This is a genomic window from Rheinheimera pleomorphica (genome assembly GCF_011634895.1).
Classification (GTDB): domain Bacteria; phylum Pseudomonadota; class Gammaproteobacteria; order Enterobacterales; family Alteromonadaceae; genus Alishewanella; species Alishewanella pleomorphica.
On sequence record NZ_SIRR01000007.1, the window covers coordinates 1 to 24,898 of the forward strand.

Here is a 24,898-nt window from a genome sequence, read left to right on the forward strand (position 1 = left end):
TGCTGTCCCTAAGGACTGCTCAGTCTTACTGACTTAAAACATATTTCTATGTAAGTCACTCAACCGATAAATTTCATTTTGTGAAATCCATCATAAGTGCCCACACAGATGATTGATTGCGAATTGTTAAAGAGCGTGCTTCGCTTAAGAAGCGGGAGGCGTATGTTACACTTCCCAGATTTTAAGTCAAGCGTGACGATGATTCTTATTTAAAAACACATCGTCACACCAGACTTTTCACCTCATTTCACCGCGTTAACTACCACCGTGAAGCGAGGGCGCCATTTTAGTGATTTAAGAGAGTCTGTCAAGCGTCTTTTTAAAAGATTTTTGCGAACCGTCTTATCTCACCCGAAGCCTGCTAAGTGCAGCGCCCCGTGGCATGGCGCGCATTATAGGGCGTTTTTAAACTGGCGCAAGCGGTTATTTGAGAAAATCTGCCACTTTTAGATCGTTCGCAGAAAAATGCAGCGAAAAGCGCTTTTTTAGTACATTTACTGCATAATATCGCAGCATTGGAGGACATTATGACGATACGAGCTTATAAAGGTGTGTTGCCGAAACTGGCAAAAGGGGTTTATGTAGACGCGTCCAGCGTGTTGGTTGGCGATATAGAAATGGCAGAAGATGTCAGTATTTGGCCTTTGGTTGCTGCGCGTGGTGATGTGAACACTATTCGCATAGGCGCCCGCACTAATATACAGGACGGCGCAGTGCTGCACTTGTCCCGGCCAAGCAAGGGCAAACCTGAAGGTTCTCCACTTGTAATAGGGGAAGACGTAACTGTCGGGCACAAAGTCATGTTGCATGGCTGCACCCTGGGTAATCGTATTCTGGTCGGTATGGGCGCTATAGTCATGGATGATGTAATAGTAGAAGACGATGTCATTATCGGTGCCGGCAGTTTAGTACCGCCAGGTAAGCGCCTGCAGAGTGGCTATTTATATGTTGGCAGCCCGGCAAAACAGGCACGGCCGCTAAACGATGCTGAAAAGGCTTTTTTAGCGGAGTCAGCAGCGAACTATGTAATATTGAAGAACGAGTATCTGGCAGAAGCTTAAAGCCAGATCTCGCCAGCTGTATTATAAGCGTCGTCAGCTATTGCCTGTTCAACAGCGTCTTCCCAGTGAAAGGCGTCTGCCTTTATCTGTTGTAAATAAGCTTCTGCCCGCTGCGTTGCTGGCAGAGCAATATAGCAGCGCACTTTTAAGCCACTGACCAGGCAACTAAAGCTAACGGCTTGTCTGGTTGCATCAAAGGCAAAGTCATTATTAAAGATCAGCTGTTGGTTCATGCTGCTTGTACCTGCTGTTGTAATAACGCTAGTACCGGCGTCACGTCGGGTCGTTTGCCGCGCCAGATATAGAAAGCTTCTGCTGCCTGCGCGACTAACATACCTAAACCATCAGCTTGCTGTGGTACACCCTGTTGCTGCGCCCACTGCAAAAACGGCGTTGGTTTAGCACCATACAACATGTCATACGCCAGTTGGCAGTGCTCTACATGCCGAGCCTCAATGTTGGGGCGCTCACCGCTTAAACCGGAAGAGGTGGCATTTATCACTAACTTGTATGGCTGACTGGGAATATCATCATAGCCACAGGCTGTCACCTTTTGGTCAAAATTCCTTGCTATCGCTTGGGCTTTACTAACAGTGCGGTTAGCCAATACCAACTTTGCCACACCCGCATCGAGTAAGGGGCCAATAGCGCCACGGCTGGCACCGCCAGCGCCAAGTAGTAATACCGTTATGCCCTGCAAATTAACACCTAAGCGTTGCAGATCAGTCACCAGACCAGTGCCGTCGGTGTTGTCAGCGCAAAGCCGTCCTGCACTATCTATATAAAGCGTATTCACGGCACCGGCTTGTTTGGCCCGCACGGATAACACATCCGCTAACTGATAAGCTTGTTCTTTAAACGGCACAGTAACGTTAGCACCTTTGCCGCCAGCAGCGACAAACTGGTGCCAACTGTCGGCAAAGCCATCCAGCGGTGCTAAAATGGCGTCGTATTGCAGTTGCTCACCAAGTTCTGCAGCAAACTGCCGATGAATGACCGGTGACTTAGAATGGTTTATCGGGTTACCGAACACAGCATAGCGATCCACAGAACATGCCCATAAAGAAATTAGTGCAGATGATTGTTAATAAAACCGGCGCAAATAGCAAGGCGCACCCGACACCGCAACAAACGCCTTATGACATGATGGGTGGTGAAGCAGCAGTGTTCCGATTGGCCAACCGCTTTTACGATATTATGGAAACTGCGCCTGAAGCCGCAGCACTGTATGCCATTCATCCGCTACCGCTGGATACTATCCGGCAAAAGTTTTTTCAGTTTTTATCCGGTTGGCTGGGCGGCCCGCCATTGTTTGAACAACAATATGGCCACCCGCGCCTGCGCGCCCGGCATTTGCCGTTTCCGGTAGACGAAAAGCTACGCGATCAGTGGATGTTTTGTATGAATAAAGCGCTGGATGAGGTGGTAGAAAATAAAACCTTGCGTGAAGGCATTCGCCAGTCGATAGGCCAACTGGCGAGCCATATGGTTAACTGTTAAGCCTTAAGCTGCAGCCAGTCCTGCGGTTTCAGGTAACGCTCGTATAATAATGCCTCAGCGCTACCCGCTTCTGGCTGAAAGCCATATTGCCAGCGCACCAAAGGCGGCATCGACATTAAAATAGACTCAGTACGGCCGCCACTTTGCAAGCCAAACAAGGTGCCTCGGTCGTACACCAGGTTAAACTCGACATAACGGCCACGACGGTATAACTGGAACTGGCGCTCTCGTTCACCATAGGGTGTAGCTTTGCGCCGTTCTACTATTGGCAGATAGGCCGGGATAAAGGCCTCACCGACAGCGCGCATTAGCGCGAAGCTTGTGTCAAAACCTAACTGGTTTAAGTCGTCAAAAAACAAGCCGCCCACGCCACGGGTTTCGCCGCGGTGTTTTAAGTAAAAGTAATCATCACACCACTTTTTATACGCCGGGTAATATTCAGCGCCAAAAGGATCCACTGCGGCTTTAGCCGTTTGGTGCCAGTGCACGACATCTTCTTCGAACGGATAAAACGGCGTTAAATCAAAACCGCCGCCAAACCACCATACCGCTGGCTCACCGGCTTTTTCGGCAATAAAAAACCGCACATTGGCATGTGTCGTTGGCAAATAGGGGTTATTCGGATGAATAACTAAAGATACCCCACAAGCATTAAAGCTACGCCCTGCCAGCTCAGGCCGGTGTGCTGTGGCCGAGGCCGGCATATTGGCACCAAACACATGCGAGTAATTCACCCCGGCTTGTTCAAACACCTTACCACCGGTTAGCACCCGGCTTTTGCCACCGCCACCTTCCGGCCGCTGCCAGGCATCTTCAACAAAGTGCGCGCTGCCGTCGGCCTGCTGCAAGGCGGCACAGATCGTGTCCTGCAACTGCTGTAAAAACTGCTGCACCGCAGCTAACTGATCATGTGGTTGTGTATGTATCACCTTAACTCCTTACGATATCGCCGGTAACAGCATTACGAATTTGACTGGGCTGAGTGGCGCCACCTAAAGCGCCGGGCACTATGGCTGCCAGCATGGCACCTAACTTCTGCTCCAGCACTGTTTTATCGGTGATAGCAGGCTGACCGGATAAGTTGGCGCTGGTCGACACCAGTGGTTTGCCATAAACACTGCATAATTGCTGCACCACCGGATGCGCACTTACCCGCACGGCGATGCTATCAAACTGGCCAGTGATCCACTTAGGTGCCGTGTTGCTGGCCGGCAATACCCAGCTGATATGACCGGGCCAGCTGGAAAAAATCTGATAACGCTTTTCCAGCGGTATCGCTTTGTCATCAACATAGGGCAGCAGCTGCGAGTAGTTGGCCGCAATCAGAATAAGGCCCTTTTCTACCGGCCGTTGCTTTATCGCTAATAGCGCCAGCACAGCGCTTTCGTTATCCGGATCGCAACCCAGGCCATACACGGCTTCGGTTGGGTAGGCGATAACACCACCCTCATTTAATGCCTGTACTACAGGATCTAATGCTGTCATTTAGGGTAAAAGCTCCGGTTAAGCAGGAAAAATACGTTTAAAATTTTCTTCAGTTGCGCAACTGGCTATAATAGCGCCTTCACGCGCTTTGTTCATCACGTAGATAAGGAAACAACACATGCAAGTTGGCATTATCATGGGCTCGACTTCCGACTGGCCTACTATGAAGCACGCTGCTGATATGCTGGATAAATTTGGTATTGCTTATGAAACCAAGGTTGTTTCCGCACACCGCACACCGCAGTTGTTGGCCGATTATGCCAGTTCTGCCGCTAATCGCGGTTTAAAAGTGATTATCGCCGGGGCCGGTGGCGCAGCCCACTTACCTGGTATGGCCGCCGCCTTTACCAGCCTGCCGGTGCTGGGCGTGCCGGTACAGTCTAAAGCATTAAAAGGCTTAGACTCGCTGTTATCTATAGTGCAGATGCCTAAAGGTGTCGCCGTAGGTACGCTGGCGATTGGTGATGCCGGCGCTGCCAATGCGGGTTTACTGGCCGCACAAATTCTGGCGACGCACAGCCCGGAGTTAATGACAAAAATTGATGCCTTCCGCCAGGCGCAAACTGAGATGGTATTAAGCCAGCCCGACCCGTCGCAGGTGCAATTATGAAAGTTTTAGTGTTGGGCGCTGGCCAACTGGCGCGCATGATGGCGCTGGCCGGTGCACCACTGAATATCAGTATCAGCGCTTATGATGTCAACAGCGACAGCATAGTGCATCCGTTAACACAGCAAAATTTAGGTAAAGGCCTGGCCAACGCTATTGCCGATGCCGACGTGGTGACTGCCGAATTTGAGCATATTCCACTACCGGTATTAGCACAGTGCCAGCAAAGCGGAAAATTTCTGCCTGGTGAAACAGCGATTAAAGCCGGTGGTGATCGCCGTTTAGAAAAACAACTACTGGATGCGGCCGGCGTACACTCAGCCGCCTATCATATTGTTAACAGCGAAGTCGACTTTAATGCTGCCATCAGCAAGTTAGGCTTACCGCTGGTATTTAAAAGTGCGCTAGCCGGTTATGACGGCAAAGGCCAGTGGCGGTTAAAGCAAGCTGAGCATACCGCGGCACTGTGGCAGGAGATCAGTGCTTTTCTGGCCGCCGACAGCAGCCAAGCGATAGTGGCTGAGCAGTTTATACCGTTTCAGCGTGAGGTGTCACTGATCGGCGCCCGCAACCGCCAAGGCGAAGTACAGGTATATCCATTAACCGAAAACCACCACGTTAACGGCGTACTGAGTGCGTCATTGGCGCTGCCAGGCAACGAACAACTGCAACAGCAGGCACAACAAATGTTTACCGCAGTGGCAAACCAACTGAATTATGTTGGCGTGCTGGCGATTGAGTTTTTTGACGTTAACGGCAAACTGCTGGTTAATGAGATTGCGCCACGGGTGCATAATTCCGGCCACTGGACTCAGCAAGGCGCTGATGTTTGTCAGTTCGAACAGCACTTGCGTGCAGTTTGCAACTTACCGCTGGGCAGTTCTTCGTTGGTACGGCCGAGTTTAATGGTGAATATTCTTGGCGAAGACACAGTACCAGAGCAGATCCTGGCAATACCTGGCCTGCACCTGCATTGGTACGGTAAGACGAAACGGGCTGGTCGGAAGATGGGCCACATCAATGTGTCCGGCGCAACGACGGCTGAGCTTAAAGCGCGGTTTGAAACGTTAATAAGCTTGTTGCCTGAACAGGCGTTTCCGGAACTGGCACAAATGGCCGCCAGACTAAATTAAACAGCTTAACCGGCGCTACTCTGGCGCCGGTTGTTTTACGCCACATCGCTTATCAGCGCAAAACAGCTGATGTTTTTTCTCTACCAGTAAACCAAAGTGGCATAGTTCGCAATGTCCGGCTACAGGCTTGTCATTTAGTAAAAACTTACATTTTGGGTAGTTATCACAACCCCAGAATGCTTTACCAAACTTATTTACCCGTTCAGTTAACTGGCCATCTTTACACTTGGGGCATGGCAAGCGCTGTGCTGCGGGCTGTTCATCCTGCTCGTGCACAATAAAGTGACACTGCGGATAGTTAGTGCAACCGATAAACATGCCGTAACGGCCGTTTTTTACCGCCAGCGCATTACCACACTGCGGGCAGGCTTCAGAGTCTAATACTTTGACAACGCTGGTTTCGTGCTGGTGCAGCGGCTTTAAGTAGCTGCAAGCCGGATAGGTGCTACAACCGAGGAACGGGCCGCTCTTACCGGACTTAATCACTAAAGGCTGTTGGCATAAAGGGCAAAGCTGCTGCTGATGCGGCAGCGAAAATAGCTCGGAATCGTCGCTCATAAGGTTAAAGGCCGCTTAATGCAGCGGCCCTTCAGGTTCATCAAAAATTAAATCTTCCATTTGGGCATAGGCATTCTCATGGCCGGGTACATTAAACAGCACCATTAATACCACCCATTTTAAATCTTCCAGGCTGATACTGTTGCTATCCAAATCCATTACCCGATCGATCACCATTTCACGGGTGACTGCATCAAGTACGTTGATTTGTTCTAAAAACAGCAAAAAGCCCTGACACTCAACATCCATTTTGGCCAGTTCCGGCGCGCTATAGATGCGGGTGGCATTGGAAGTCCCTTTGGATAAGTAAGGCTTTACATGACTCTGTTGCAGTGCAGACAGGTTATCAAGCCACTTTAACGCTTTAAAGATATCGTCGTCATGAAAACCTGCCCGGCTTAACTCTTTGGTAAGGTCAGCATGATTAACGTAAATGTCAGATTCATTGTGAATATAGTTTTCGAACAGATAAACGAGGATATCAAACATGCTCAGGTACTCCTCACTCTTATGTAGCCACCGGGAACTGCTGCTACTTCACCAGCTAACTCCAGCTGCAGCAGCGCTATACTTGCATCAGCAATCGCTAAGCCTGCGCGCTGTGCAATAAGATCAACTGCGGTAACCTCATCTCCTACGTTAGCCAACAACTGACCGGCAAACAAGTCCGTTTGCTGACTTTTTTCTTCCCCAGCCTCAACTTTCAGACAACTTTTTGCAAAAAAGTGCCATTCCTCCAGTATATCGGCCACACAGGTCACTAGTTTAGCGCCTTGCTGAATTAACTGATGACAGCCCTGTGACTGTGGACTGTACACTGAGCCAGGCACAGCAAACACATCACGGCTATATTCTGCCGCCAGATTAGCACTGATCAAGGTGCCACTTTTTAGACCAGCTTCAACCACTATAGTGCCGATACTCAGGCCTACCACTATGCGGTTGCGCTGCGGAAACCATTCGGCGCGGGGTTGCACATCGGGAAAATATTCCGACACCAGGGCTCCCTGCGCGGCTATCTGCTCAGCCAGTGCTTTGTTAGACGCCGGATACACCTGCTCTAAGCCGTGTCCTAATACGGCAATGGTCAGACCGCCAGCCTGCAAGGCGCCTTTATGGCTTTCGCTATCAATGCCGCGCGCCATACCACTGGTGATCACATAACCTTGCTGCGACAACTCGGCGGCAAAGCTTTGCGCCACTTTACGGCCGGTGGGTGTTGGGGTGCGGCTACCCACCATGGCCAGTTGTTGCTGCACGAGAATGGCCGGGTCGCCTTTGACAAATAGCAATAAGGGTGGCTGCTTGGTTTGCTTTAACAGCGGCGGATAGCGCGGGTCCTGATAGGTAATAATATGATGCTGCTCGCTTTGCTCAAACCAGCGCAGCGCATGGCTTACCTTGGGGGTGGCTTCCTGGGTTAGTAAATAGGCCTGACGTTCAGTAAAACCGATATTGCGTAAGGTGCTGGCCGGTAACCTGACCAGCTCAGCTAAAGATATTTGCTCGCTCAGACGTTGGAACTTCAGGCCATCCTGGCCATGCACAGTGGCTAAAGCGAGCCAGTTGCGAAGGTCTTCCATGGCAAACTGGCTCCAAATTGATCGTTACAGGTTAGCTATAGTGTCTCCAACCCGAATTGGCTGCTGGGTTTTAGTGATAATGGCAAAGCTAAGCCGCTCCGCCACTTTGAACACCATTAGCTCACCCACTTTCTCACGGGGTAACTGAATGGTATCGTCACCGAAGTTTTTCATAGCTTTCTGCAGCTTATTAGCATCTTCAACGTAGACTGGGCCATTTTTGCCGTCAATAACCAGCGGTGAATTGCGATAAATACCCAGCATATGGCCGGCTTTCAGCTCATTCAAACCACCGCGGTTTAATACCACTATGTCCCACTTAGATGACTCACGCAGGTTTGACGTGGTATCAATAATACGGCCGTCTATCTCAAAATCTGGCTTTTGCATGATAAAAAATGCCGGTAGTGCCTGCCCTTCCAGCGCCGGCATCAGACGATCGCCTTGCTTAATTTCGCGCTTTACGCTCAGCACATTCAGTGAGGCCGCTTCGGTTGGTGACTCTTCAGTGGCTGCACGCCCGGGCCGGAATGCTCTGGCTGTCGCCATTAATTTAGTTTCAAAACCCAGCACGGTACCATCATCAATATCGACATAAGGCTTACCTTTACGATACACACCGTAAGACGCGCCGGACTCCAGCACGCCTTTGGCATAAATAATATGATCGTTTACAGAATTCTTTACGTTGGCATTCGACCCCAAAATATAAGGTAAGGCCGCGATTTGCTCTTCTGTTAATGCCTGCTCAAACGTCAGGTAATGCCGGATCATGCTCAGCGGCAGTGTGCTGATGGCATCACCGCCCTTCATCGTTTTGCGCGCGGTGGGCGACAACCGTTTTACATTATCGTTTACCATTAAACGCGGCTTGCCCTGGGCATCATAAGTCAGGGTCAGGGTATCGCCCGGGTAAATTAAATGCGGGTTGTCCACTTGCGGGTTCATTTGCCACAACTGAGGCCACAGCCAGGGCTCATTCAGATACAAGGCGGAGATATCCCACAGGGTATCGCCCTTTTGCACCACATAGCTCGCAGGCGCATCGTCGCGGATTTTTAACACATCCGCTAACACGTTAAAAAAGCCACTCATAACCAGAAGAGTGACGACAGTTGCAATTTTTTTCAGCATGCCTGCATCCTTGAGCTCGATCTTGTTGTAATTATTGCACACTAAGCTGTTAATACAGCGGATTAATGGCTAAAATTAAAACATACCACAACCTTTGAAACAAAGCATATTTTTGTAGGTGTTATGGCCGTTTTACATGTTTTACATTATCCCGACGACAGACTGCGTACTGTCGCCAAACCCGTTGACAGTGTTAATGCAGAAATTCAACAGCTGGTTGCTGACATGCTGGAAACCATGTACGCCGAAAATGGTATCGGTTTAGCCGCTACCCAGGTCAATGTACATCAGCGCGTCGTCGTGATCGACGTGTCGGAAGATCGCAACGAACCTATGGTGTTTATCAACCCGGAAATCATTGCCCGCAGCGGCGACACCAGCTATGAAGAAGGCTGTCTGTCGGTGCCACAAAGTTATGCCAAAGTTGAACGCGCGGCTGACATTACAGTAAAAGCGCTGGATAAGAACGGCAACCCCTTTGAATTAAAAGCTGATGGCTTGTTGGCAATTTGTTTGCAGCACGAGCTGGACCATTTAGTGGGTAAGCTGTTTATCGATTACCTGTCACCGTTAAAACGTGATCGGATCCGCAAAAAACTGGAAAAAGAAGCCAAAATGGCACAGCGCCACGCGCTGTAAACAGGATACACAGTGACCACTCCTTTACGTATTATTTTTGCCGGTACGCCGGATTTTGCCGCCCGCCATTTGCAGGCGTTGATCAGTGCCGGACATCAGGTTATTGCTGCTTATACTCAGCCAGACCGCCCCGCCGGACGCGGCCAGCAACTGCAACCCAGTGCCGTAAAGCAACTGGCACAGCAGCATGGCATAGCGGTATATCAACCGAAATCCTTAAAAAAAGCCGCAGCCCAGGCCGAATTGGCCGCATTAAACGCTGATGTGATGGTAGTTGTCGCCTATGGTTTAATTTTACCGCAGGCCGTGCTGGATACACCCCGGCTGGGCTGTATTAACGTGCACGGCTCTTTGCTACCACGCTGGCGTGGCGCAGCGCCGATACAGCGGGCAATTTGGGCTGGTGATAGCGAAACCGGCATAACCATTATGCAAATGGACGCCGGGCTTGATACCGGCGCCATGTTAAGCACGGTAAGTTGTGCTATAAGCGATACTGACACCAGTGCCTCACTGTACGACAAACTGGCAGTACTGGGGCCAGACGCACTACTCAGCGCCCTGCAAGATTTACCGGCATTACAACAACAGGCGCACGCTCAGGATAACGCGCTGGCAAGTTATGCGGAAAAACTGCACAAAGACGAAGCCCTGCTTGATTTCAGCAAAAGCGCTGACGCGCTGCAGCGCGAGATCCGCGCTTTTAATCCCTGGCCTGTCAGTTACCTTAGTCTGCCACAAGGCAATATCAAGATCTGGCAAGCGCACAGCGACACTGCAAATAGCGGGCAACCGGCCGGTACCGTGCTGGCAGCCGACAAGCAGGGCATTACCATTGCCTGTGCAGAAGGTGTGCTGATTATTACTCAGTTACAACCCCCCGGTAAAAAAGCTATGGCTGCCGCCGACTTCTTAAATGGCCGCGCCGACTGGCTTAGCCCCGGCACTCTTATTGGCCAGGACAAATGAGCCGTAACGTTCGCGTGCTGGCCGCGCGCAGCTGTTTTGATGTGGTCGATCAGGGCATGTCGTTATCAGAAGTGTTGCCCAAAGCACAGGCACAGCTAGATAACGCGCTGGATAAAGCCCTGTTGCAGGAGATCTGTTTTGGCGTTATGCGCTATCTGCCACAGTTAGAAGCGGTGTGTAGCCAGTTAATGACAAAACCGCTGGTAAAACAGCTGCGGCCGCTACAGTTTTTGCTCTATGTTGGCATCTACCAGCTGAAGTTTATGCGCATACCCGATCATGCTGCCATCAGCGAAACCGTAGATGCAGCGCGCGAGCTAAAAGGCCAGTCGCTGACTAAGCTGATTAATGCTGTGTTGCGTAACGTGCAGCGTCAGCCAGCACTGTTCGATTTTGACACTGCCGCTGACGCCGTTAAATTTAACCACCCTGGTTGGCTGATTAACGCTTTGCAACAGGCCTACCCCGCACGCTGGCAACAGATACTGACTGCCAATCAGCAAAAAGCGCCGCTCTGGCTTAGAGTCAACCGCAATAAAATTCATCCGACAGACTACGCTGCAGCATTAACCCGCGCCGGTATTGAGTATTCCAGACCAATAGCTGACTTGCCTGCGGCAATTAAGTTGGCACAGGCGCAGGATGTTACCACCCTGCCTGGTTACAGTGACGGTTGGTTTTCAGTACAGGATGGTGCAGCGCAGTATGCCGCCCAATTACTACTACCGGATAATGGCCAGCATATCCTTGATGCTTGCTGTGCGCCGGGTGGCAAAACCTGCCATATTGTTGAGCTGGCACCACAGGCTGAATTGACCGCACTGGATAAAGACCCCAAACGCCTGCTGCGGGTACATGATAACCTGGCCCGGTTAGGCCTGAGCGCACATGTCATAGCAGCAGATGCCGCCGAACCTGATAGCTGGTGGCAAGGTCAATTGTTTGAGCGCATTTTACTTGATGTGCCCTGCTCGGCTACCGGCGTGATCCGTCGCCATCCGGATATCCGCTGGTTGCGGAAAAAAGCCGATATTGCGGCGCTAGCTGAGCTACAGCAACGTATTTTACAGCAATGTTGGTCGCTACTGGCCCCGGGTGGCATCCTGCTTTATGCTACTTGCAGCGTGCTACCGGAAGAGAATAGCGCCCAGATAGCGCAATTTTTGCAGCAACATAGCGATGCCAGGCTGGATGTACTGCCACAGCAAACCGCAGAACACCCCTTTGGCTGGCAATTGCTACCCGGCGAAAACGACATGGATGGCTTTTTCTACGCCCGCCTGATCAAAACGGCGACACACAGCGAGACAGTATGAAAATTATTATCTTAGGTGCAGGCCAGGTCGGGGCGACGCTGGCAGAAAACCTGGTTGGCGAGCAGAACGATATCACTATTGTCGATAGCAATTTCGACAAATTACGCGCGCTACAGGATCGTTTTGACCTGCAGGTCGTACATGGCCATGGTTCACACCCGGATATCCTGAAAAAGGCCGGCGCCGAAGATGCTGACATGGTCATTGCGGTGACCAATAGTGATGAAGTCAATATCGTTGCCTGTCAGGTTGCCTACAGCATTTTTAGTACACCGCTAAAAATTGCCCGTATCCGCACTAACCAGTATCTGAAGTACCGCGATCAGCTGTTTCATAAAGACGATATGCCGGTTGATCACTTTATTGCGCCCGAAGCGTTGGTGACCAACTATATTCGTCGTTTAATTGATTACCCAGGCGCATTGCAGGTGGTGGAATTTGCCGGTGGTAAAGTCAGCCTGGTTGCCGTTAAAGCCTATTACGGCGGTTTGCTGGTTGGCCATGCCTTGTCGGCATTAAAAGAACATATGCCGAATATTGAAACCCGGGTGGCCGCCATTTATCGCCGTGGCCATGCTATCAAGCCACTGGGCACCACCATTATTGAAGCCGACGATGAAGTATTTTTTGTCGCCGCCACTAAGCATATTCGCGCCGTGATGAGCGAGCTGCAAAAGCTTGAACGTAGCTATCGTCGCATTATGATTGCCGGTGGCGGCAACGTTGGTTTTGGCCTGGCCCGCGCACTGGAAAAAACCCATAACGTTAAATTGATTGAACGCGGCAAAGAGCGGGCCGAGTTCCTGTCCAGCGCGTTGGACAATACCGTGGTGTATGTTGGCGATGCTTCTGATCCGGAGCTGTTAGAGGAAGAAAACATCGAGCAGGTCGATGTCTTTATTGCAGTAACCAATGACGATGAAGCCAATATTATGTCTGCCATGCTGGCCAAGCGTATGGGCGCGCAAAAAACCATGGTGCTGATAAAACGCGGCGCCTACGTTGATTTACTGCAAGGCGGCGAAGTCGATATCGCCGTATCGCCACAGCAAGCCACTATCTCAGCGTTACTTACCCACATCCGCCGTGGTGATATTGTTAACGTGTACTCACTACGCCGCGGTGCCGCAGAAGCCATAGAAGCCATCGCCCATGGCGACAGTAGCACCAGCAAGGTGGTCGGCAAAGCCATTGGCAGCATTAAGCTGCCGCCGGGCACGACAATAGGCGCCATAGTCCGCGGCGAAGAAGTACTGATAGCGCACGACAGCACCGTGATTGAGACCGACGACCACGTTATTTTATTTATGGTGGATAAAAAGCATATCGTCGAAGTAGAAAAGCTATTCCAGGTCAGCGCCATCTTTATCTGAGCGCAGCCAATGTTAAGCCGCCTCAGGCCGCGGCTTAATCTTTCCAGAAAGCCGGCGTAAACAGCACCAGCAAAGTGAAGATCTCCAAACGGCCAAATACCATGGCAATGATTAGCAACCATTTGCTGCTATCAGGAATGCTGCCAAAATTGGCCGCAACCTCACCTAAACCCGGCCCCAGGTTATTCAGACAGGCCGCCGTGGCGGTAAAAGCCGTAATATTGTCCAGCCCGGTTAAAATCAACAGCAGCATAATCACCACAAATACCAGCGCATAGGCGGCAAAAAAGCCCCACACGGCTTCTACGATACGGTCAGCCACCGCGCGCCGGCCCAGCTTAATGGCATACACGGCTCTGGGGTGGATAAGCCGGTTTAGCTCGCGGGTACCCTGTAAAAACAACAGTACTACCCGTACCACCTTCATGCCGCCACCGGTAGAGCCGGCGCAGCCGCCAATAAAACTGGAAAATATCAGTAAAATAGGTAAAAACAGCGGCCAGGCGGCAAAGCCGTCAGTGGCAAAGCCTGCGGTAGTTGAAATGGAAACCGCTTGAAAAGCCGCATGATTTAATGCTTCGGCGCTACTGCTATAAACATTGGTATACAGTAACACCGCAAAGCAGATAAAAATCAGCGCAGCCTGAATGAACAAAAACGCTTTAAATTCGGGATCACGAAAATAGGTGCTGACGCTTTTTCCACGAATAGCAGCAAAGTGCAGCGGAAAATTGATTGCACTGAGCAGCAGAAAAATGACACAGATAGCGTTAATCAGCGGGCTGTTAAAATAGCCAATACTGGCATCATAAGTAGAGAAACCACCAATGGCGACAGTAGAAAATGCATGGCAGATGGCATCAAACCAGCTCATGCCGGCCAGAAAAAACGCCAGCGCACAGGCCATTGTTAACGCCAGATAGATATACCACAGGTGCTTAGCCGTATCGGCAATGCGTGGCGTCATCTTGTTGTCTTTTACTGGCCCCGGCGTTTCCGCGCGGTACAGCTGCATACCCCCGACACCAAGCATCGGCAGTATCGCCACCGCCAGTACGATGATCCCCATGCCGCCTAACCATTGCAGTTGCTGGCGATAATACAAAATCGCTTTTGGCAGAAACTCAATGCCGGTTAATACTGTGGCCCCTGTCGTCGTCAGGCCGGAGAATGCCTCAAACATAGCACTGGCCAGATTCAACTGCGGGTTGCTGGCCAGCATCAGCGGTATGGCCCCCACGGCGCCCAGTACTATCCAAAACAGTACGACAATTAAAAAGCCATCCCGTACTTTTAATTCCGCTTTAAAGCGCCGGTTTGGGTACCAGATTAAAAAGCCTACGACCAAGCACAATACGAAAGACAATATAAAAGGGACTCCGGCACCATCTTTGTAGCCATAAGCGACAAATGCCGGCGGTACCATACTGATACTAAAAATAGCGATCAGCAGGCCCAGAATACGGATTATTGAGCGGTATTGCATACCTTAGCCGCACTCCCTGCGCTTATGCCAGCTTAAAATCACGGGTCATGTTTTCATTGCGGTCCTGATGCACTATCACATCATCCTCAATACGAATGCCGCCATAGTGCCGAAACGCATCAACCTTCTGCCAGTTGATATACTTATCAAACTCGGTTGCGGCTAAATCAGCCAGCAGGCTGTCGATAAAATACAGCCCAGGCTCAATGGTAAACACCATATTGGCTTCTATAGTGCGGGTACAGCGTAAGTACGGATGACTGTCCGGCGCTGCAACATGGGTGCCACGCTCATCCGCCATAAAGCCACCAACATCATGCACCTGCAGCCCCAGGTGATGGCCCAGCCCATGCGGAAAGAAGGTGCGGCTGATTTGGCTTTCCACTATGGCTTCTGGCGATAGTCTGACAAAATCAAATTGTTGCAAAATCTCAGCAATTTTCTGATGGCACTGCACATGTAGCTCGCCATATTTCAGCCCTGGCTTTAAGCCGTCTACCAGCTGCAGCTCTACTGCATTGACAGCGGCAATTAAACTGCCAAATTCATCATCAGGTTTAAAGCTATAAGTACGGGTAATATCGGCGGCATAGCCGTTGAACTCGGCACCGGCATCAATTAAAAATGAATGATGTTGCTTTGGTGCCCTGCGCTCCAGCGCCGTGTAGTGCAAAATGGCACAGTGCTGATTCAGCGCAATAATATTGCCGTACGGTACTTCGTTTTCGGTTTGGCGCACCGCGGCTAAGTAAGCCAGCTGAATATCAAACTCACTGCCACCACTGTAAAATGCGGCCTTGGCAGCATTATGTCCGGCCACCGCCATCTGGTTAGCAATACGCAAACACGCCAGCTCATACGGTGTTTTATACGCGCGGTAAAAATGGATAAAATTCAATACCGGTTCCGGGTTTATTTCGTTAAACCCCAGGGCCTTGGCAACCTCTATATGCTCGCCTAAATAAGCTAATCTGGCTTTATCATAAGGCAGCAGAGTTTCTACTTTGTTTGGTTTATCCAGCAGCTGAATATCAAAATGCTCAGCCCAGAAATCATGCGGTTCATCCGGTACTTTGTGCCAGAAGTCTTTTGGCCGGTAAAAAATCAATTTCGGCTTGTTCACGCCATCTATAATCAGCCAGCAATGCGGATTATCTACCACCGGCAGCCAGGCTTTAAACAGCGGATTGGCTTTAAACGGGTAGTCCATATCATCAAGAAATTTGCGCTGCGTCTGACCGGAATGCACTACCAGTGCATCCAGATTTTCACGCTCGAGTAAGCGACGGCTACGCAGTTGTAACTCGGCTATATGCGCCTGATACAGGCTTTGATAAGAAGCTGTCATAAGTGTCTGACCTGTTGGCTGAAAACGCTGCCGGGCATCATAACATTAATCTAGCACGACCCCAATCTGCATTGTCGTCAGTGGCTTGAATACGTCATTAGGCGTATTCAGGCGGATATTATAGATCTGATAATACGCCATTACCGCTTTGACGTAATCACGGGTTTCCCGGTACGGAATAGTTTCTACCCAGACATCCGCCGGCACGGCATAATCTTGTGGTACCCACTGTTTTACCCGGCTATAGCCAGCGTTATAGGCCGCAGTTGCCATCAACAGGTTGCCATCATTGCGCTTTCGCAGGTAGTTTAAATAGTCGGTACCGTAGTCAATATTAGTAACCGGATTATACAGCTGCGCCAACTTTACCGGCTTTTTCGCAATTTCACGCGCTGTCGCCGGCATAAGCTGCATTAAACCGCGTGCGCCTACCGGCGAAGCGGCATCTGCCATAAAAGAGCTTTCACGCCGGGCTATTGCCATCGCCCACCCCGAATCAATCTCGGCTTTGGCAGCCGACTGGTTAATTTCCTCCTGAAACGCCAGCGGAAAACGCAGCTCGACATCATCCCAGTAGCCAACATCGGCCAGCGAGAAAATAGCCCGCTCATACCATTGCAACTGATGCGCTAGCTTGGCGGATACCAGCTTTTGCTGCTCATCAGAGCTATCCTGCAGGTGGTTCCATTCACGCCGCGCTTCGGTTAAACGGCCCAGCGCCAGCCATTCCTGCGCCCGGCGTACTGCCGGATGCTGCTGCAAGCTGTTTAGCTCTTGCTCGGATACCGTCACTGGTGCATGCGCCAGGCTTGGCGGCAAACCTAATTTGGCTGCAGCCATAAAGCCATAAAAGTGCCGCTGCAGGGCTAACTGTTCAAATAACGGCTTAGCTTTTTCTGCCTGGCCCTGCTGCTCATAGGCTCGGGCCAGCCAATAGCGCCAACTGCTGTCGTCGCGAATATCTGGCGGAAAGGCTTCTATCACCTGCTGTACGCGGGGCCAATCCAATTGCGCCAAAGCATGGCTAACCTGCCAATGCGCCAGGGTTTGATCCAGTAGCTCTGCCGGCAGCTGCGCCAGCCAACTACCAGCTTGTTCATCCCCCTTGCTGGCCAGCGCTATAGCAAACTGTCGCTGCACATCCAGCCGCTGCGCAGGCGTAAAATAAGGATCATTAACAAACTTATGCCACAGCGCCAGCGCCTGCTTTGGATTACGCCAGATCAGACGTTTTAAGCCATAGGCCAGCACATCACGTTCCTGCACTTTTTTCAGCGGAAAAAATTTAGCCCCCGCGATCACGGCAGGGTTGCGCCGCGTTTTTAAATACATGTCAGCCAGATAGTGCTGCGCTGCCGGTAGTTGGGTTTTCAGATAAGGAATTAAGCTGGCGTCGCCCCCTTCCGCCGCCAACCTTATGCGTTGCCATACCAAAGCGGGGGTTTGCTGGCCAGCTTTGCGCCAGGCGCTAAATAAGGGATCGCAGGCCTTAGGCTGAGATTTGCCCGCCAGCCACAGGTTGCTGACATCAGGCCACAGTGCGGCGCTATCGACATCTTTCGCCGCCAGCTGAAAACGTAGGGCCAGACATTCCAGCTCAGCATCGCCGGATCCCGGATAGTTAGCCAGATAGGTGCCAGCCTGTTGCCGACGGGCTAAATCCAGTAGCCAGGGTTTGCGTAACGGCCAGTCCAGTGGCGTATTTTTATATTGCTGCAAAAAGTCGGCAATACGCTGATCAGCATTAAGAAACTGCTGTAAACGCCGCTGCTGTAAATAAGGTTGCAACGGATAGTCAGCAAATTTACTTAGCAACTTTTGCGCCTGTGGGTACTGCAGGCTGCCAATCTGGCGCTCGGCCTGAATAAACTCGTTACGTAACGCTGCCTCAGAAGACACTGATGCCGCAGCCAGCGGGATCAGGAGCAGGTTACTCAACATTAAAACCGCACGTTTCACTGTGATAACCCCGATAAAAACACGAAAAAGAAAAATAACACCTATAGTTAGTGCTAAACGTCGCCTGCAAATTCAAACATGCGTTTAAATAACGGTTGAATTTTTTTGCGAACCGCGACACACTGAGCACGACAACCTCATCGTACCAGTTGCGAAGAACCCTAATATACGCGACCAAGGAGCACCGTTATGATTTACCAGAGTGACAACATTAGTGTTGCCTACCTCAAGCCTGGTATTGCCCGCTTTGCCTTTAATGCTAAGGGCTCTGTTAACAAATTTGATCAGCAAACGCTTACTGATTGTAAGACAGCTTTAGACCTGCTGCACGCGGATAGCGCTTTAAAAGGTGTTATTTTTTGTAGCGAGAAAGACGCCTTTATTGTTGGTGCCGACATTACCGAATTTTTAAGCACCTTTCAGCGTCCGGAAAGCGAACTGATCCCGTGGATTAAACAAGCATCTGATATTTTTGATCTGGCGGAAGACTTACCGGTACCCACTGTGGTTGCTATCAAAGGTTTCGCACTGGGTGGCGGATGTGAGTGGTCACTAACTTCAGACTACCGTGTAGCTGATACCACAACCCGTATTGGTTTGCCGGAAGTAAAATTAGGCTTAATGCCTGGTTTTGGCGGCACCGTGCGCCTGCCGCGTATTATTGGTGCAGACAATGCGATGGAATGGATCACCACCGGTAAAGACTACAGCGCTGAGCAGGCACAAAAGTTTGGTTTAATTGATGCGGTTGTGGCGCCGGAAAAACTGGAAGCGGCCGCGCTAAGCATGCTGGAAGACGCCATTGCCGGCAAACTGGACTGGCGCAAAAAGCGCGCAGTTAAACTGCAGCCACTAAAACTGAATAAAACCGAAGCCACGATGAGCTTCAACACGGCCAAAGGCATGGTATTTGCCAACGCCGGTAAACACTATCCGGCCCCCATGCTGGCCGTTACTACTATTGAAGCGGCGGCGACACTGGACCGCGCCGGTGCTATGGCGCTGGAAAACGCCGGCTTTGCCAAACTGGCAAAAACCGATGCCGCTACCGCTCAGATTGGTCTGTTTTTAAATGACCAGCTGATCAAAGGCAAAGCAAAGAAAGCCGCTAAAACCGCCACCAAAGCCGTCAATAAAGCCGCAGTATTGGGCGCGGGCATTATGGGCGGCGGTATCGCCTATCAGTCAGCGTTAAAAGGCGTGCCGGTGGTCATGAAAGACATCGCAGACAAAGCGTTAGCGCTGGGTATGGGCGAAGCCACTAAGTTACTGGCTAAACAGGTTGAGCGCAAAAAGCTCGACGCTGTAGGTATGGCGAAGGTTATCGCATCTATTACCCCTACGCTGAGCAATGAAAACGTTAAGGGCGTCGATATCGTGGTAGAAGCCGTGGTAGAGAACCCGAAAGTGAAAGGCGCGGTGTTAAAAGAGGTAGAAGGCTTACTGGCTGACGATGCCATTCTGACGTCTAACACCTCGACCATTTCCATTGACTCGCTGGCAGCTAACTTAAGCCGGCCGCAAAACTTCTGTGGTATGCACTTCTTTAATCCGGTCCACCGTATGCCCTTGGTAGAGGTAATCCGTGGTAAAGACACCAGCGACGAGACCGTTGCCGCCGTAGTGGCTTACGCGGCTAAAATGGGCAAATCGCCGATCGTCGTCAATGACTGCCCGGGGTTCTTTGTTAACCGCGTACTGTTCCCCTACTTCGCCGGCTTTAGCAAACTGGTGTTAGACGGCGCCGACTTTGCTCAGGTCGATAAGGTCATGGAAAAGCAGTTTGGCTGGCCAATGGGCCCGGCCTATCTGTTAGATGTCGTTGGTTTAGACACGGCTTATCACTGCACTGACGTAATGGCAGCCGGCTTCCCAACACGGATGGCCAAGCTGGAGAACGATCCGGTAGCGGCTATGTATAAAGCAGACCGCTATGGTCAGAAAAACGGAGTTGGTTTCTACGCTTACAGCAAAGATGCTAAAGGTAAGCCGAAAAAAGATATCGATCCGGCGGCACTTAGCTTACTGGCCGGCATTGCCACCGACAAACAGGAATTTAGCAGCGACGAGATTATTGCCCGCGTGATGGTGCCAATGATTAACGAAACTATTCGTTGTCTGGAAGAAGGCATAGTCGCCAGCGCCGCTGAGGCTGATATGGGCCTGATTTATGGCTTAGGCTTCCCTCCGTTCCGCGGTGGCCCGCTGCGTTATGCCGATACTATCGGTTTAGCTAACTTTGTCGCGCTGGCCGATAAGTACGCCCATTTAGGCGAAATTTATCAGGTAACAGACAAAACCCGCGCTATGGCCGAAGCTGGCCAGCGTTTCTTCCCGGTTTAAGCGCAGGAGCAAAATAATGAAACACGCAGTTATAGTAGATTGCATTCGTACCCCGATGGGCCGTTCAAAAAACGGCATGTACCGCAACGTGCGCGCTGAGCAACTGTCTGCCCATGTTATGGCATCACTGGTTGCCCGCAACCCGGCGTTAAACCCGGCCGATATTGATGATGTTATCTGGGGCTGTGTCCAGCAAACCTTAGAGCAAGGCTTTAACGTCGCGCGTAACGCGGCGCTGTTAGCCGGTATTCCGCATTCGGTGCCAGCCGTTACGGTAAACCGCTTATGCGGCTCGTCGATGCAAGCCTTGCATGACGCCGTACGCGCCATTCAAACCGGCATGGGTGAGGTGTATTTAATCGGCGGCGTTGAACATATGGGCCATGTGCCAATGAACCACGGTGTCGATTTTCACCCGGGTTTATCCACCTCAGTAGCCAAAGCCGCGGGTATGATGGGCTTAACCGCTGAATTGCTCGGTAAGCTGCACGGTATCAGCCGTCAGCAGCAGGACGAATTCGGCGCCCGCTCGCACCGCCTGGCACAAGAAGCCAGCGTACAGGGCCGGTTTAAAAATGAAATTATCCCAACCGAAGGCCACGACGCCGACGGCGTGTTAAAGCTGATGGATTACGATGAAGTTATCCGCCCGGAAACCACAGTAGAAGCCTTAAGCCAACTGCGCCCGGTATTCGACCCGGCCAACGGTACGGTAACCGCTGGTACATCTTCTGCGTTATCTGACGGTGCCTCTGGCATGTTAGTTATGAGCGAAGACAAAGCCAAAGCACTGGGCCTGCCAATTCGTGCTTACGTGCGCGGTATGGGTGTAGCCGGTTGCGACCCGTCTATTATGGGTTACGGCCCGGTACCGGCGTCGAAAAAGGCGTTAAAAGCGGCTGGCATTACCATAGCCGACATTGACTATGCCGAGCTAAACGAAGCCTTCGCCGCTCAGGCCCTGCCAGTGATGAAAGATTTAGGCCTACTGGAAGTGGCCGAGCAGAAAGTAAACCTGAACGGCGGCGCTATCGCGCTGGGTCACCCGCTGGGTTGCTCGGGTTCACGTATCAGTACCACGCTGATTAACGTGATGGAAGACAAAGGCGGTAAGTTTGGCCTGGCCACCATGTGTATCGGCCTAGGCCAGGGTATTGCTACGGTGTTTGAGCGGCCATAAACTGGCAGCCATAAGCACAATCGCATAGAATAAGGGCCGTTTTAACGGCCCTTATTTATTGGCTGAAACGGTGCGGCAAACTGCAGCCCTGAAGCTTGCAACCCCGATCCCGCAACCACAGAGTGTCTGAGGATTTGCGCCAGCAAAGCCGAGTTGCTGTGGTGAGGACAGCGGGTGTTACAAACTTCGCAAAGCTGCTGATGATAACTCTGCACCGGTTTAAACACTGCCATGCTCGCCCCAGCGGGTTTACGGGCATCCTGCCCTACAACTGTGCGACACGGCTACGCCGGGCGCTGCTGCTCCTGCAGCCTCGCCAGTCGCATTCGCTGCGCTCGTAGTCTGTGGCTGTGCTGTCAATGTTTTAACCTCAGCGCCCGTTTCGTGGTGCTGTAACGTACAATTTTATCGGAGTACAGATGGAAGATATTTTCAGCAGCGCAGATCAAACACTGGACGCCTTAGGCCTACGCTGCCCCGAGCCGGTAATGATGGTACGGCTGCAACTTCGCAAAATGCTGGTGGGTGAAACCTTGCTGATTATCGCCGACGACCCGGCCACCACCCGCGATATTCCGGCATTCTGCCGCTTTATGGATCATGAGTTAGTGGGCAGTAATACGACTGAATTACCATATCGCTACATAGTTAAAAAATTATCTGGTTAACTTTACTAATTAAAAGCGATTGAACTGCCTTTCACAAGGTACACCGTCCCCATCACCATCCATTTTCGTATCCGGGCAATTTCTTAGGAAGAATACTGCTTCCTCATAAGAGTTCATTTCACTACAGTGTTGCCGGCCGTCGCAGCGAAACTGTGAGGCATTAGCCACCGCAAGGGCTTTATTAATTGGCACGGTGTAATCAGGCAACACTTTTGGCACAGAAATAGGTTCTGCTACTGATGATGAACTTTGTTTTTGGTAGTAATTCCAGGCACCGAAGGCAATCAGCGCGATAAGTAACAGTTTTTTCAATGCGAGCTTCCCTGTTATATGGTCCCTTACCACTCTTAGGTGGCTGCAAGTTTCTAACTTAGTGGATAAAACAGGTAACGGCAATGGTTTTGTTTTCGAGCAGACTATTGCGGCTAATGTTGAACGCTAAACAGCATTAGTTTCGGTGTTCGTTATCATTTACACCATCAAAAGGCGGTTTAAGTAACTCAGCAAGCGGGATATTTACATTGCCTGCAGCTTCTTCTTGCTGGTAAAGCTTTATCAGCTTGGCCAGTTCGAGCTCAAACATATATGAGCTTTCTTCATAGTCATCGCTATCAACTGTGGCCGATTGCGACAAGAAATCATTATGCTTAATGGCCGTTTGCAACGCCTGAATGCAGACAGATAACGTTCTAACGTCAACCTGTGGCATGAGTTTTTACTTTCACTTTAATCCCTGCCTTCTGTCACTTTTAACATTACACCGGCGTTTTCAAACTTATCGATGCACAAATACCGGGTAAATTTTCTGCTGTCATGCCATCTTGCAGGAAGCCGTCGGATGAGCTGAGTTTGGCTCTATCACTGTCGTCAGCAGTCATTACCTGATCGATCCAATTGGCATGGCTGGATACGCGGGTATACAGCTCTTTAACGCCGTACTCGCCAACGTCTTTAAACCATGAATCTACTCTGGAGCTGACGCCAAGCAGGTAATAGCCATCGTCTTTTTTCAGATACGCCGGGCCACCGCTGTCGCCATTGCCCGATACGCCTTCCAGCTCAAGTCCGTTCTGGCCTTGCTCAAACACAAACCTCAAATCGGATTGCGTCACGGCGGTCACTTTATTCTGTGCCTTACGCAGCACGCCGTTGTTTTCTTTGTAGCCAATAGTTTCGCCGGTTAACCCCGTCCCGGTTCCGCCACTGCCGATAAACCACAGCACCTGATCACGCTCATCCTGCTGGCGGTATAGTTTTGCCGGTTCAACACTCAGCACCGGCTTGGTCAGCTGGATCAGGGCTAAATCATTCTGCTCACCTAATTGATAAGACGGATAGCTATAACGTGCCTGCACCTGAACCAGTTCGTCGCCTACCGAAATGGTCTGGCCCGGATTAAGACAAAACACGGTATGCGCTGCCGTCAGCACCCATTGTGGCGCAATCAGCGTGCCGTGTACGCCTATATTGTAAAAGGTCGCCAACGGCGGAAAATCTGTTTTCGAGGCGAGATACTGCTCTGCCGGTTTATCATGACGAATAACAATGGCCGAGGCTGGGGCAGTCAGCATAGCAGTGGATATTAGCAAAGCTACGCTTAACAACTTTAAATGGGTATTACTGCGCATTAGTGTATTCTTACAGGGCTTTTGATAAATATTAAACTGACAGAAAACCGCGTAACAGTTAAGTCATTAAATGTAAGTAGATTTATTGGCTGCAATAGTTTACTCACACCTGTTGTTATAATTTCGCACTTGGCCCACATTGCCGTCTGATCGTAGTTTTTTGTGCTAGCCTCAAGAGTATTTGCCGACAACAAGAACAATAGCTTTGCACGCAGCAATACATAAGCCCAACAACAGACAAGCGCAGATTATTCTGGCGCAATACAAGGAGGCTGAAGCCAGCCGCTTTATTGCCTCTTTGCTGATCGTGATCACGGTATGTTGGATTAACGACCACTATCGTGAGCGCAGCCATCAAGCAATGGATTTACTGCAACAAAGTAAAGAAATACAGGCCAACACTGATGCCCTGACCGAACTTGCCAATCGGCGTTTTATTGATGCCAGCCTGTTACCGAGCCTGGCGTTGCAGCCAGCGCAATTTTTGCCGCTGTCGCTTATTATGTGTGATATCGACCACTTTAAGCGGTTAAATGATCGCTTCGGCCATGATGCTGACGATGAAGTACTAAAAGCCGTGGCACAACTGTTTCGACAATATCTGCGTCAACAGGACATCGCCTGTCGTACCGGCGGTGAAGAGTTTTTGCTGGTATTACCGAATACCCATCGTGTAGATGCTCTTATCGTTGCCGAAAAAATACGCAGCCAGTTTGAGCAACAGGTATTACTTAAAACGCAGCCAAACTATCGCCTCACTGCCAGTTTTGGTGTTGCTCTGTGCGATAATGCTGAAGACTTTAACCAGACGGTAACACAAGCGGATCAACAACTGTATTTGTCTAAACGCAATGGCCGTAACCAGGTGAATTAACCCGTTTTACCTGCCGCTGCTGAGGCTGTCGTTAAGATTGATGAGTATCAGTTG

The 24,898-nt window shown here is 50.7% G+C and carries 26 protein-coding genes; 12 read left to right on the forward strand and 14 right to left on the reverse strand.

The genetic code is table 11. The annotated features are described in order from the left end of the window. Window positions 1–527 precede the first annotated feature (527 nt). Window positions 528–1,061, forward strand: a complete 534-nt coding sequence (locus EYB30_RS07055) for a gamma carbonic anhydrase family protein (RefSeq protein WP_166838220.1) — start codon at window positions 528–530, stop codon at window positions 1,059–1,061. On the opposite strand, the gene EYB30_RS07060 is transcribed toward EYB30_RS07055, so the two are convergent. Together EYB30_RS07060 and aroE are read right to left on the reverse strand one after the other, a co-directional pair. Further along, window positions 1,058–1,294, reverse strand: a complete 237-nt coding sequence (locus EYB30_RS07060; protein ID WP_166838221.1) for a DUF1488 family protein — start codon at window positions 1,292–1,294, stop codon at window positions 1,058–1,060. The two genes, EYB30_RS07055 and EYB30_RS07060, sit on opposite strands and share 4 nt — an antisense overlap. Then, window positions 1,291–2,109 (reverse strand): shikimate dehydrogenase, encoded by an 819-nt coding sequence (gene aroE, locus EYB30_RS07065; protein ID WP_166838222.1) that lies wholly within the window; start codon window positions 2,107–2,109, stop codon window positions 1,291–1,293. Before aroE ends, EYB30_RS07060 begins: the two co-directional genes overlap by 4 nt. A 29-nt stretch (window positions 2,110–2,138) precedes the next feature. On the opposite strand from aroE, the gene EYB30_RS07070 reads away from it, so the two are divergent. Further along, window positions 2,139–2,561, forward strand: coding sequence for a group II truncated hemoglobin (locus EYB30_RS07070; RefSeq protein WP_241697988.1), 423 nt, complete (start codon window positions 2,139–2,141; stop codon window positions 2,559–2,561). Here EYB30_RS07070 and hemF read toward each other — a convergent pair. Together hemF and tsaC are read right to left on the reverse strand one after the other, a co-directional pair. Then, complete coding sequence (hemF, locus tag EYB30_RS07075) at window positions 2,558–3,487, reverse strand: oxygen-dependent coproporphyrinogen oxidase (RefSeq protein ID WP_166838593.1); 930 nt, start codon at window positions 3,485–3,487, stop codon at window positions 2,558–2,560. The genes EYB30_RS07070 and hemF overlap by 4 nt on opposite strands. Window positions 3,488–3,491: 4 nt before the next feature. Further along, window positions 3,492–4,046 carry an L-threonylcarbamoyladenylate synthase type 1 TsaC gene (tsaC, locus tag EYB30_RS07080; protein ID WP_166838224.1) on the reverse strand — a complete coding sequence of 185 codons (555 nt, stop codon included), beginning with the start codon at window positions 4,044–4,046 and terminating at the stop codon, window positions 3,492–3,494. A 118-nt stretch (window positions 4,047–4,164) separates the two neighbouring features. Between tsaC and purE the strand changes: the two genes are divergently transcribed. After that, window positions 4,165–4,656, forward strand: coding sequence for a 5-(carboxyamino)imidazole ribonucleotide mutase (gene purE / locus EYB30_RS07085; RefSeq protein WP_166838225.1), 492 nt, complete (start codon window positions 4,165–4,167; stop codon window positions 4,654–4,656). Beyond that, window positions 4,653–5,786, forward strand: a complete 1,134-nt coding sequence (locus tag EYB30_RS07090) for a 5-(carboxyamino)imidazole ribonucleotide synthase (RefSeq protein ID WP_166838226.1) — start codon at window positions 4,653–4,655, stop codon at window positions 5,784–5,786. Before purE ends, EYB30_RS07090 begins: the two co-directional genes overlap by 4 nt. 15 nt (window positions 5,787–5,801) lie before the next feature. Here the strand turns inward: EYB30_RS07090 and EYB30_RS07095 are convergent, their stop codons facing one another. The 4 genes from EYB30_RS07095 to EYB30_RS07110 are packed head-to-tail and all read right to left on the reverse strand — an operon-like array spanning window position 5,802 to window position 9,061. After that, entirely contained in the window at window positions 5,802–6,344 is a 543-nt protein-coding gene (locus tag EYB30_RS07095; RefSeq protein WP_166838227.1) for a DNA topoisomerase family protein, read from the reverse strand. Between the two features lie 15 nt (window positions 6,345–6,359). After that, window positions 6,360–6,833, reverse strand: a complete 474-nt coding sequence (locus EYB30_RS07100; protein ID WP_166838228.1) for a DUF494 family protein — start codon at window positions 6,831–6,833, stop codon at window positions 6,360–6,362. 2 nt (window positions 6,834–6,835) lie between these two features. Next, window positions 6,836–7,927, reverse strand: a complete 1,092-nt coding sequence (dprA, locus tag EYB30_RS07105; protein WP_166838229.1) for a DNA-processing protein DprA — start codon at window positions 7,925–7,927, stop codon at window positions 6,836–6,838. A 24-nt stretch (window positions 7,928–7,951) separates the two neighbouring features. Continuing rightward, window positions 7,952–9,061 (reverse strand): LysM peptidoglycan-binding domain-containing protein, encoded by a 1,110-nt coding sequence (locus tag EYB30_RS07110; protein ID WP_166838230.1) that lies wholly within the window; start codon window positions 9,059–9,061, stop codon window positions 7,952–7,954. A gap of 123 nt (window positions 9,062–9,184) precedes the next feature. Between EYB30_RS07110 and def the strand changes: the two genes are divergently transcribed. From def to trkA, 4 genes are read left to right on the forward strand one after another with little or no spacing between them, the layout of a single operon-like run. After that, entirely contained in the window at window positions 9,185–9,700 is a 516-nt protein-coding gene (gene def / locus EYB30_RS07115) for a peptide deformylase (RefSeq protein ID WP_166838231.1), read from the forward strand. Between the two features lie 12 nt (window positions 9,701–9,712). Then, complete coding sequence (gene fmt / locus EYB30_RS07120) at window positions 9,713–10,669, forward strand: methionyl-tRNA formyltransferase (protein ID WP_166838232.1); 957 nt, start codon at window positions 9,713–9,715, stop codon at window positions 10,667–10,669. Then, window positions 10,666–11,985 (forward strand): 16S rRNA (cytosine(967)-C(5))-methyltransferase RsmB, encoded by a 1,320-nt coding sequence (rsmB, locus tag EYB30_RS07125; RefSeq protein WP_166838233.1) that lies wholly within the window; start codon window positions 10,666–10,668, stop codon window positions 11,983–11,985. The genes fmt and rsmB overlap by 4 nt, the downstream gene beginning before the upstream one ends. Next, window positions 11,982–13,358 carry a Trk system potassium transporter TrkA gene (gene trkA / locus EYB30_RS07130; RefSeq protein ID WP_166838234.1) on the forward strand — a complete coding sequence of 459 codons (1,377 nt, stop codon included), beginning with the start codon at window positions 11,982–11,984 and terminating at the stop codon, window positions 13,356–13,358. The genes rsmB and trkA overlap by 4 nt, the downstream gene beginning before the upstream one ends. Window positions 13,359–13,392: 34 nt before the next feature. Here the strand turns inward: trkA and EYB30_RS07135 are convergent, their stop codons facing one another. The 3 genes from EYB30_RS07135 to EYB30_RS07145 are packed head-to-tail and all read right to left on the reverse strand — an operon-like array spanning window position 13,393 to window position 18,151. Further along, window positions 13,393–14,844 (reverse strand): TrkH family potassium uptake protein, encoded by a 1,452-nt coding sequence (locus EYB30_RS07135; protein WP_166838235.1) that lies wholly within the window; start codon window positions 14,842–14,844, stop codon window positions 13,393–13,395. A 22-nt stretch (window positions 14,845–14,866) separates the two neighbouring features. Beyond that, window positions 14,867–16,192, reverse strand: coding sequence for a Xaa-Pro dipeptidase (pepQ, locus tag EYB30_RS07140; RefSeq protein WP_166838236.1), 1,326 nt, complete (start codon window positions 16,190–16,192; stop codon window positions 14,867–14,869). A 45-nt stretch (window positions 16,193–16,237) separates the two neighbouring features. Continuing rightward, window positions 16,238–18,151: a transglycosylase SLT domain-containing protein gene (locus tag EYB30_RS07145; protein WP_241697989.1), complete on the reverse strand. Its 1,914-nt coding sequence runs from the start codon at window positions 18,149–18,151 to the stop codon at window positions 16,238–16,240. A gap of 189 nt (window positions 18,152–18,340) precedes the next feature. On the opposite strand from EYB30_RS07145, the gene fadB reads away from it, so the two are divergent. The 3 genes from fadB (at window position 18,341) to tusA (ending at window position 22,342) form a co-directional block, all read left to right on the forward strand. After that, the gene (gene fadB / locus EYB30_RS07150) at window positions 18,341–20,494 is read left to right on the forward strand and encodes a fatty acid oxidation complex subunit alpha FadB (RefSeq protein ID WP_166838237.1); all 2,154 of its coding nucleotides are present in this window, start codon (window positions 18,341–18,343) and stop codon (window positions 20,492–20,494) included. Between the two features lie 16 nt (window positions 20,495–20,510). After that, the gene (fadA, locus tag EYB30_RS07155) at window positions 20,511–21,674 is read left to right on the forward strand and encodes an acetyl-CoA C-acyltransferase FadA (protein WP_166838238.1); all 1,164 of its coding nucleotides are present in this window, start codon (window positions 20,511–20,513) and stop codon (window positions 21,672–21,674) included. 419 nt (window positions 21,675–22,093) lie between these two features. Beyond that, a complete protein-coding gene (gene tusA / locus EYB30_RS07160; protein ID WP_166838239.1) occupies window positions 22,094–22,342 on the forward strand; it encodes a sulfurtransferase TusA in 249 nt (82 codons plus the stop codon). Window positions 22,343–22,351: 9 nt separating this feature from the next. Here tusA and EYB30_RS18640 read toward each other — a convergent pair whose 3' ends face one another. From EYB30_RS18640 to EYB30_RS07175, 3 genes are all read right to left on the reverse strand, one after another. Next, window positions 22,352–22,654 (reverse strand): excalibur calcium-binding domain-containing protein, encoded by a 303-nt coding sequence (locus EYB30_RS18640; protein WP_166838240.1) that lies wholly within the window; start codon window positions 22,652–22,654, stop codon window positions 22,352–22,354. A 136-nt stretch (window positions 22,655–22,790) separates the two neighbouring features. Beyond that, complete coding sequence (locus EYB30_RS07170; protein WP_206674589.1) at window positions 22,791–23,006, reverse strand: hypothetical protein; 216 nt, start codon at window positions 23,004–23,006, stop codon at window positions 22,791–22,793. Between the two features lie 91 nt (window positions 23,007–23,097). Beyond that, window positions 23,098–23,970, reverse strand: coding sequence for a S1 family peptidase (locus EYB30_RS07175; RefSeq protein WP_166838242.1), 873 nt, complete (start codon window positions 23,968–23,970; stop codon window positions 23,098–23,100). A 205-nt stretch (window positions 23,971–24,175) separates the two neighbouring features. Between EYB30_RS07175 and EYB30_RS07180 the strand changes: the two genes are divergently transcribed. Next, on the forward strand, window positions 24,176–24,844 hold the full coding sequence (locus EYB30_RS07180) for a GGDEF domain-containing protein (RefSeq protein ID WP_166838243.1): 669 nt from the start codon (window positions 24,176–24,178) through the stop codon (window positions 24,842–24,844). Window positions 24,845–24,898 lie beyond the last annotated feature (54 nt).

Excerpts from the sequence above, each read along its gene's own strand:
- EYB30_RS07110 (WP_166838230.1), bottom strand. The coding sequence starts at position 9,061 with ATGCTGAAAAAAATTGCAACTGTCGTCACTCTTCTGGTTATGAGTGGC.
- EYB30_RS07060 (WP_166838221.1), bottom strand. The coding sequence starts at position 1,294 with ATGAACCAACAGCTGATCTTTAATAATGACTTTGCCTTTGATGCAACC.
- EYB30_RS07055 (WP_166838220.1), top strand. The coding sequence starts at position 528 with ATGACGATACGAGCTTATAAAGGTGTGTTGCCGAAACTGGCAAAAGGG.
- fadA (WP_166838238.1), top strand. The coding sequence starts at position 20,511 with ATGAAACACGCAGTTATAGTAGATTGCATTCGTACCCCGATGGGCCGT.
- pepQ (WP_166838236.1), bottom strand. The coding sequence starts at position 16,192 with ATGACAGCTTCTTATCAAAGCCTGTATCAGGCGCATATAGCCGAGTTA.
- trkA (WP_166838234.1), top strand. The coding sequence starts at position 11,982 with ATGAAAATTATTATCTTAGGTGCAGGCCAGGTCGGGGCGACGCTGGCA.
- EYB30_RS07095 (WP_166838227.1), bottom strand. The coding sequence starts at position 6,344 with ATGAGCGACGATTCCGAGCTATTTTCGCTGCCGCATCAGCAGCAGCTT.
- dprA (WP_166838229.1), bottom strand. The coding sequence starts at position 7,927 with ATGGAAGACCTTCGCAACTGGCTCGCTTTAGCCACTGTGCATGGCCAG.
- EYB30_RS07100 (WP_166838228.1), bottom strand. The coding sequence starts at position 6,833 with ATGTTTGATATCCTCGTTTATCTGTTCGAAAACTATATTCACAATGAA.
- EYB30_RS07070 (WP_241697988.1), top strand. The coding sequence starts at position 2,139 with ATGATTGTTAATAAAACCGGCGCAAATAGCAAGGCGCACCCGACACCG.
- def (WP_166838231.1), top strand. The coding sequence starts at position 9,185 with ATGGCCGTTTTACATGTTTTACATTATCCCGACGACAGACTGCGTACT.
- fadB (WP_166838237.1), top strand. The coding sequence starts at position 18,341 with ATGATTTACCAGAGTGACAACATTAGTGTTGCCTACCTCAAGCCTGGT.
- tusA (WP_166838239.1), top strand. The coding sequence starts at position 22,094 with ATGGAAGATATTTTCAGCAGCGCAGATCAAACACTGGACGCCTTAGGC.
- tsaC (WP_166838224.1), bottom strand. The coding sequence starts at position 4,046 with ATGACAGCATTAGATCCTGTAGTACAGGCATTAAATGAGGGTGGTGTT.
- rsmB (WP_166838233.1), top strand. The coding sequence starts at position 10,666 with ATGAGCCGTAACGTTCGCGTGCTGGCCGCGCGCAGCTGTTTTGATGTG.
- EYB30_RS07090 (WP_166838226.1), top strand. The coding sequence starts at position 4,653 with ATGAAAGTTTTAGTGTTGGGCGCTGGCCAACTGGCGCGCATGATGGCG.
- purE (WP_166838225.1), top strand. The coding sequence starts at position 4,165 with ATGCAAGTTGGCATTATCATGGGCTCGACTTCCGACTGGCCTACTATG.
- EYB30_RS07175 (WP_166838242.1), bottom strand. The coding sequence starts at position 23,970 with ATGCGCAGTAATACCCATTTAAAGTTGTTAAGCGTAGCTTTGCTAATA.
- EYB30_RS07135 (WP_166838235.1), bottom strand. The coding sequence starts at position 14,844 with ATGCAATACCGCTCAATAATCCGTATTCTGGGCCTGCTGATCGCTATT.